Source organism: Mesorhizobium sp. M7A.F.Ca.ET.027.02.1.1, assembly GCF_004022985.1.
Lineage (GTDB): Bacteria > Pseudomonadota > Alphaproteobacteria > Rhizobiales > Rhizobiaceae > Mesorhizobium.
Window position 1 is genome coordinate 1 of record NZ_RZOL01000330.1, and the last position, 7,111, is coordinate 7,111.

6 protein-coding genes are annotated in these 7,111 nt (G+C 64.6%); 5 read left to right on the forward strand and 1 reads right to left on the reverse strand.

What is annotated here, in order from left to right; genetic code table 11:
* Positions 1–80: 80 nt before the first annotated feature.
* From EN749_RS27040 to EN749_RS27060, 5 genes are all read left to right on the forward strand, one after another.
* A complete protein-coding gene (locus tag EN749_RS27040; RefSeq protein ID WP_128364320.1) occupies positions 81–1,118 on the forward strand; it encodes a zinc-binding dehydrogenase in 1,038 nt (345 codons plus the stop codon).
* 176 nt (positions 1,119–1,294) lie between these two features.
* On the forward strand, positions 1,295–2,458 hold the full coding sequence (locus tag EN749_RS27045; protein WP_127809361.1) for a glycosyltransferase 87 family protein: 1,164 nt from the start codon (positions 1,295–1,297) through the stop codon (positions 2,456–2,458).
* Entirely contained in the window at positions 2,451–3,440 is a 990-nt protein-coding gene (locus tag EN749_RS27050; RefSeq protein WP_128364321.1) for a glycosyltransferase family 2 protein, read from the forward strand. The genes EN749_RS27045 and EN749_RS27050 overlap by 8 nt, the downstream gene beginning before the upstream one ends.
* Positions 3,437–4,246: a ChbG/HpnK family deacetylase gene (locus EN749_RS27055; RefSeq protein WP_127809362.1), complete on the forward strand. Its 810-nt coding sequence runs from the start codon at positions 3,437–3,439 to the stop codon at positions 4,244–4,246. The genes EN749_RS27050 and EN749_RS27055 overlap by 4 nt, the downstream gene beginning before the upstream one ends.
* Entirely contained in the window at positions 4,243–4,653 is a 411-nt protein-coding gene (locus EN749_RS27060; RefSeq protein WP_127809363.1) for a GtrA family protein, read from the forward strand. Before EN749_RS27055 ends, EN749_RS27060 begins: the two co-directional genes overlap by 4 nt.
* Positions 4,654–4,715: 62 nt before the next feature.
* Here EN749_RS27060 and EN749_RS27065 read toward each other — a convergent pair.
* Positions 4,716–7,111 (reverse strand): efflux RND transporter permease subunit (locus EN749_RS27065; RefSeq protein ID WP_145991018.1); only part of this gene is annotated, 2,396 nt, incomplete at its 5' end.

Sequence of the window (7,111 nt, forward strand, 5' to 3'; positions counted from 1 at the left end):
GAAGAAATACACGCAGGAAAAGGTCTGAGCGTCGGCATCGTCATCCGGCGATGCCGACAGCCCAAGCACGGAGTGTTCCAATGGCCGTCCCCTCCGAAATGAAGGCGCTGCTGCTGGTCGGCGACGGCTACACCAGGACGCCGAGCGGCAGTGTGCTGGAGGCGATGGAGCCGTATCTCGAGCCGGGCAACATCGCGGTGCCGACACCCGGACCGACGCAGGTGCTGATCAAGGTCAACCTCGCCTCGATCAACCCCTCCGACATCGCCTTCGTCAAGGGCCAGTACGGCCAGCCGCGCGCCAAGGGCCAGCCGGCCGGCTTCGAGGGCGTCGGGATTGTCGTCGCCAGCGGGGACGAACCCTATCCCAAAAGCCTGATCGGCAAGCGCGTCGCCTTTACCACCGGCGTCACCAACTGGGGCTCGTGGGCCGACTATGCTGTCGCCGAAGCTGCTGCATGCATTGCGCTGCTCGACACGGTCCGCGACGAGGATGGCGCGGCGATGATCGTCAACCCGCTCACCGCGCTCGCCATGTTCGACGTCGTCAAGGAGGAAGGCGAAAAGGCCTTCGTCATGACCGCCGGCGCCAGCCAGCTCTGCAAGCTGATCATTGGCCTTGCCAGCGGGAAGGGCTTCCGGCCGATCGTCACCGTGCGCCGCGACGACCAGATCGCGGCGCTGAAAGCGCTCGGCGCGGCGCACGTCCTCAACGAAAAGGCGCCGGATTTCAAGGCGGCGTTACGCGAGGTGGTGAAGGCCGAGCAGCCGCGCATCTTTCTCGACGCGGTGACCGGGCCGCTGGCTTCCGCCATCTTCGACATCATGCCGAAGCGGTCGCGCTGGATCATCTACGGGAAGCTCGATCCCGAAGCCACCGTTATCCGCGAGCCCGGTCAACTGATTTTCCAGCATAAGCATATCGAAGGTTTTTGGCTGAGCGAGTGGATGCGCCAGTTCCGCGATCGCCGCGGCCCGGCGATCCTGGAAGCGCAGAAGCGTTTTTCCGATGGGCGCTGGTCGACCGACGTGACGGCGGTGGTGCCGCTTGCCGAGGCGATGGCGCGGGTGCCGGCGGAACTGGCTAAGCCGAACGGCAAGGTGTTCATCCGGCCTTAGCCTCGGAGTGCTTTGCGTCAGAGATTGCCGGTTATCCGCCGCCTCGGGACCGTCAGGCCGATATCCGCGTCCATCAAGCCCCCTATGCCATGCCGCTGCGTCCGTGATATGCCGCCGCCATCGAATGCCGGGACAGGCTGGACTGAGCTTGTTCCGGGATTGTGTGGGGTGCCTTGATGACGATTTCCAAGCCGGTTTTCGACCGTTTGGGGTTTGGCCTGTGGATCGGAGCGTTCCTGGTCGTTCTTGCCATGGTCCTGAGGTCGCCGTACACGCGGACGGTGTGGAAGGCCTATATAGATGGCAGCGAGGCGCTTCTGGCCGGTCTGCCGCTCTACGACACCCAATCCGAGATGGGGTATCTCTACGCGCCGGCCTTCGCCGCGCTCTACACTCCGATAGTCAAGCTCGGTCCGCATCTGGGCGGCGTGGTGTGGCACTCCCTTGGGTTTGCGGTGCTGACCTTTGCCGCGATGCGGCAGGTGCGCAAGCTCGGTGGTGGCGAGTTGATGTGGCTGCTTTCTTTCGGCCTCTTCCTCGCTTTGCCGATGGCGCTCGGCGCGATCCGCAACGGCCAGGCGACGATCCTTTTGACCGGCGCTTGCTGGCTTCTCACATTGTCGGCGCTGGAAGGGCGACGGGCGGAGACGTTCTTCTGGGCTTCGCTTGCCATCATCGCCAAGCCGACCGCGATCATAATGCTGTTGTTGGTAGGAGCCCTTCGGCTTCGGTTGATACCGGTGCTGGTGCTGGCGGTGCTGTTCGTGCTCGCACTGCCTTACGCTTTTGCTCCCGCCGGCTATCTCAACGATCAGTATCGTGTCTTCGCCCAGATGTTGACCTCCATGGCCGTCGACAATACCAGCCATTTCGTGTCCACCGATTTCACGGCACCGTTCACCACGGTAGGGCTGCCGATACCGGAATTCGGCGCAACGATCGTGCGCATGGTCATGGCCCTCCTTACGCTTTCAGCCGTCATCTGGTTCGACCGCAGGCTCGAAGGGGGAAAGGCAGCGCTGGCGATCTTCCTGACGGCCACCTTCTACATGTGCGTCTTCAACCCGCGCGTCGAGCCCAACACCTTTGCCATGATCGCGGTACCAGCCGGTCTTGCCATCGCCCTGTTGTGGCGCGAAGAACGAGGCGGCGTCCTCGCCTCGGTGCTGTCGATGACGCTGTTCGTGACCGGCCTGAGCGGCGTCGAGCGCCATGTGCACGATTTCCTCTTCCCCTGGTTCCGGCCGGTCGCCATCACTTTCATCGCCGGTTTGCTGATCTGGTGGTTCTGGGCCAAGGCACGGGAAAAGGTGGTGAATGCGGGAGTCGCGAATGGCTGAGTTGCGACAGAGCCTCGATATCGTTGCGCCATTCTTCAACGAGGCGGCTTCGGCATCGGCCTTCGCGCGCCTGCTCGGCGAGCTCGAAGCGGCCGTGGCACAGCGCTTCGGCATGACCGTGCACAAGATCCTGGTCGATGACGGCAGCCGTGACGATGGCGCCGGACGATTTTCGCAGGCGCTGACGGGATCGTGGGAGATCGTCCGCCTCAGCCGCAATTTCGGCAAGGAAGTCGCTGTGCTCGCCGGCCTCGACCAGTCGCGCGGCGACATGGTGCTGATCATGGACGCCGACCTCCAGCATTCCCTGGACATCAGCCTGAAGCTGACCGCCGAGCTGGTGAACCATCCCGACATCGACGTCGTCTATGCCCAGAACGACCGCCGCGAGGCGAGTTGGCGGCGCAGCCAGCTTGCACGGCTTTTCTACAGCCTGATCAACAGCAGCCAGCGTTTCGACATTCCTGAAAATGCCGGCGACTTTCGCGTCATGCGCGGCGCCGTGGCGCGCGCACTGACCAGCCTGCGTGACAAGCGTCGCTTCAACAAGGGCCTGTTTGCCTGGGCGGGCTTTCGCCAGAAAGCATTGCCCTATTCGCCGGAAGGCCGCGCCAGTGGCACATCGAAATGGAGCCGGCTCAACCTGATCGCCTTCTCGCTCGAAGGGTTCACCTCGTTCTCCGTCATTCCGCTGCGCCTGATCAGTCTTAGCGGGCTGCTCGCGGCGTTGGCCGGCGCGCTCTATGGTGCAAAGGTGTTCTTCGAGGTGATCTTCTACGGCATTGCCGTTCCGGGCTACCCCAGCCTGCTGGTTGCCGTCGTTCTGCTCGGCGGCCTCAACCTGACCCTGCTTGGGCTGATCGGCGAATATGTCTGGGTGACGCTCAGCGAGAGCAAGGATCGGCCGGTCTATCTCGTGCGCGATGTCGTGCGCAGCGATGCCCCCGCCGACCGGCCGGAGCCGGGCTCTTCGAACAGATGACGCGGCGCATTCGCCTGATCGCCGACGATTACGGCCTGGCGCCTGGCGTTTCCGCCGGGATTCTCGATCTTCTCGATCGGGGGCGCCTGACCGGCACCAGCTGCATGACCGGCTTTCCCGAGTGGGCAAAGGAGGCAGAGCGCATAAAACCGCTGTGCGGCCGGGCTGCGGTTGGGCTGCACCTCACCTTGACCGACCAGTTGGCCGTCACCGGCCGGTCGGCCCTGGCGCCGGAAGGCCGGCTGCCACCGCTCCGCGCACTGGCCTTGCCTGTTCTGCGCGGCCGCATCGGCGCCCGCCATGTCCATGCCGAGCTTGACGCCCAGTACAGCCGCTTCGTCGAGGCGCTTGGCCGCCGCCCCGATTTCGTCGACGGGCATCAGCATGTGCATTTCCTTCCTGTCGTGCGCACATGGCTGTGCGCACGATTTCCAGAAGGCGCCGACAGGCCGGCCCTGCGCGGCGCCCCGGCGCTGGCCGCGGGAGCGAAAGTCGCTGCGATTGCCGCGCTCGCCGCCGGGTTCAACCGCTCGATGCAGCGCGCGGGCTTCACCGTTTTCCAGCCGCTCGCCGGCATCTATGACTGGCGGCAACCCGAAAAGTTCGCTGCGGTTCTGCGGGCCGCCGTCGAAGGGTTGCCGGAGCGAGGGCTGTTCATGTGTCATCCCGGCCATGTCGACGAGACGCTGCGCGCGCGCGACATGATGCAAGGTGTGCGCGAGGTCGAATTCGCGGCCTTGGCATCGGACGCGTTCGGAGCCAGCCTGGCCCGCGCCGGCGTCGAGATCTTGGACGGCAAGAGATGAGCGACGCCGATCGGCCCCAGCGTTCGGCCGGCAGCAAGATCGTCCGCTTCGCCATTGTCGGACTGGCGAACACGGCCATCGACCTTGCCAGCTTTTTCCTGCTGCTCAAGCTCGGGGTTCCGCCGGTGCCGGCCAACATCGCTGCCTGGTTCGTCGCCGTCACCTTTTCCTTCGCGGCGAACGGCTTGTGGTCGTTTGAGCGCAATCGAGCCATCCGGCTGCATGACGCGTTCCTTCGTTTCGCCACGCTTGGAGTGCTGATTTCGCTCGGTGTCTCCAGCCTCTCGATCGCGCTGTTCGCCGGCATCATCGGGGTGTGGCCGGCGAAAATCGGCGGCGTCGTGGTGGCGGCGGTGCTGAATTTCCTCGCCGCGCGCTGGTCGATCGAAGGCCGGTTCTTGAGATAGGCAGAATTATTTTTCTTACGAAATTCCGGACGAAAAACCGCTACACACTTTTCCTGGGATTTCTATTCAGCCGGCTCCACATTGGTGTAGGCGGCTTCCTCCAACTCGCGCTTCAGTCGGGCTTCCTCGTGGGTCTTCGGCGTGACGAAGCGGCCAAGCAGGAGATAGGCGACCGGCGTCAGGAACAGCGTCGAGACGGTGGCCAGCCCCAGGCCGCCGACGATGACCCAGCCGAGCGCGACGCGCGCCTCGGCACCGGCGCCGCTCGCCAGCACCAGCGGCAGGCCGCCGAGCACGGTGCAGATCATCGTCATCATCACCGGCCGCACGCGGATGATCGAGGCCTGTTCGATCGCCTCGCGCACGCCAAGCCCGCGGTCGCGCAACTGGTTGGCGAATTCGACGATCAGGATGCCGTTCTTGGCCATGACGCCGACCAAAAGCACCAGGCCGATCTGGCTGTAGGCGTTGAGACTGGTGCCCGAGAGGAGAAGCGCGAAAATCGCACAGGCCAGCCCTAGCGGCACCGTCGCCATGATGATGACGGCGCTGACAAAACTTTCGAACTGGGCGGCCAGCACCAAAAGGATGATGACCAGCGCGAAGCCGAAAATGGTGACCATGGCGCTGTTGGTCTCGCCCAGCGTCGCCGCCTCGGCCAGCGGCAGGATGCGGCTGCCTGGCGGCAGCAGCGGCGTGGCGATTTGCTCGGCGCGGGTGAGCGCATCGCCAAGCGCGAAGTCGCCGCTGAGGTTGGACGTGATCGCCACAGAGGGCTGCTGCTGTTCGCGCGACAGCGACGGCGGCACGGCGCGTTCGGTCAGCGTGGCGATGGTCGACATCGGCACGAAACGTCCGTCGGCTGTTTTCAGGAAGATGTTCTCCAGATCCGTCGGGTCGTTGATCGGATTGGTGGTCGAGACCAGCTTCACGCCGTAGCTGCGGTCGGCGATGTAGACGTCGACGACATCGTTGCCGTCGAGCATGGCCTGCAAGGTGTTGGCCAGTCCCGATATGTCGATGCCGAGGTCGGAGGCGCGCTCGCGGTCGATGGCGACGGCGAGCTGCGGCTGCGTCGGGTCGATGGACAGGCGCGGTGTCTGGAAGCGCGGGTCCTTCTGCATCTCGGCGATGATCTTCACGGCGGCATCGCCGAGCGCCTTGCGGTCGTTGCCGACCAATGCGAACTGCAGGCCGTTGCCGGCGCCACGGATACCGAGGCTGTTGGGCTGCACCGGGAAGATACGCACGCTCGGCACCTGCCTGGTCAGCTGGCTGATCTCGGCCATGATCTCCTGCTGGCTGCGGCTGCGCTCGTTCCACGGCGCCAGCGTCATCACCATGAAGCCGGAGTTGTAGGAGCCGTTCTGGCCGGCATTTTCGAAAGTGCTGCGCATCTCGCCGGAATCGCGCATCGGCTGGATCAGTCTCTCGATCTTCTGCATCTGCTGCGTTGTGTAGTCGAGGCTGACGCCTTGCGGGGCGCTGATGCGCAGAAGCACGGCGGCGCGGTCCTCGGTCGGCGTCAGCTCCTGGCGGATGGTGCCGAACAGCGTGAAGGCGGTGCCGGCGAACAGCACCGCGACCAGAAGCACGATCCATGGCGCGTCGAGGCAGGCGTGCAGGCTGCGCTTGTAGGCCGTATTGAGCGCGCCGCCGATGCGGGCGCCGATGCCATGGCCACCTTCGTGGTGGAGCGATGCGCCGGTCAGCATGCGCGAGGCGAGCATCGGGCACAGCGTCAACGCGACCACGCAGGACAAGAGCACCGACATGGCAAGCACGAAGCCGAATTCGCGGAACAAGCCGCCGGTCTGGCCGGGCAGGAACGAAATCGGCACGAAGACGGCGACCAGCGTCAAGGTGGTGGCAATAACGGCAAAGAACACTTCCTGCGCGCCAAGCACAGCGGCCGCACGCGGTCCCATGCCTTCGTTGCGTCGTCGCACGATGTTTTCGAGCACGACGATGGCGTCGTCGACGACCAGGCCGGTCGCCAGCACCAGCGCGAGCAGGGTCAGAATGTTGACCGAGAAGCCGGCCAGATAGATGGCGGCGATGGTGCCGATCATGGCGACCGGCATCGCCAGGCCGGGGATCAGCGTCGCGCGCCAGTCAAGGAGAAACACATAGATGACGATCAGCACCATGGTGACGGACAGGCCGAGCGCGATCTCGACCTCGTGCACCGCGCCCTTGACGAAGACCGCGTCGTCGCTGGTGATCTTGATCGACATGCCCTTGGGCAGGTTTTCCTGCAACTTGGCGACGGCGGACTGGACGCCGGTCGAGATGTCCAACGTGTTCGATTCCGCCTGGCGGATGACGCCGATGCCGATGCCGGTCTTGCCATCCGAACGCAATGTGGTCTGGCCGACATCGGGGCCGAGCGTGACGGTGGCGACGTCGCGGATGCGCGTCGTGCCTCCGACGATGATGTTTTCGAACTCTCCCGGCG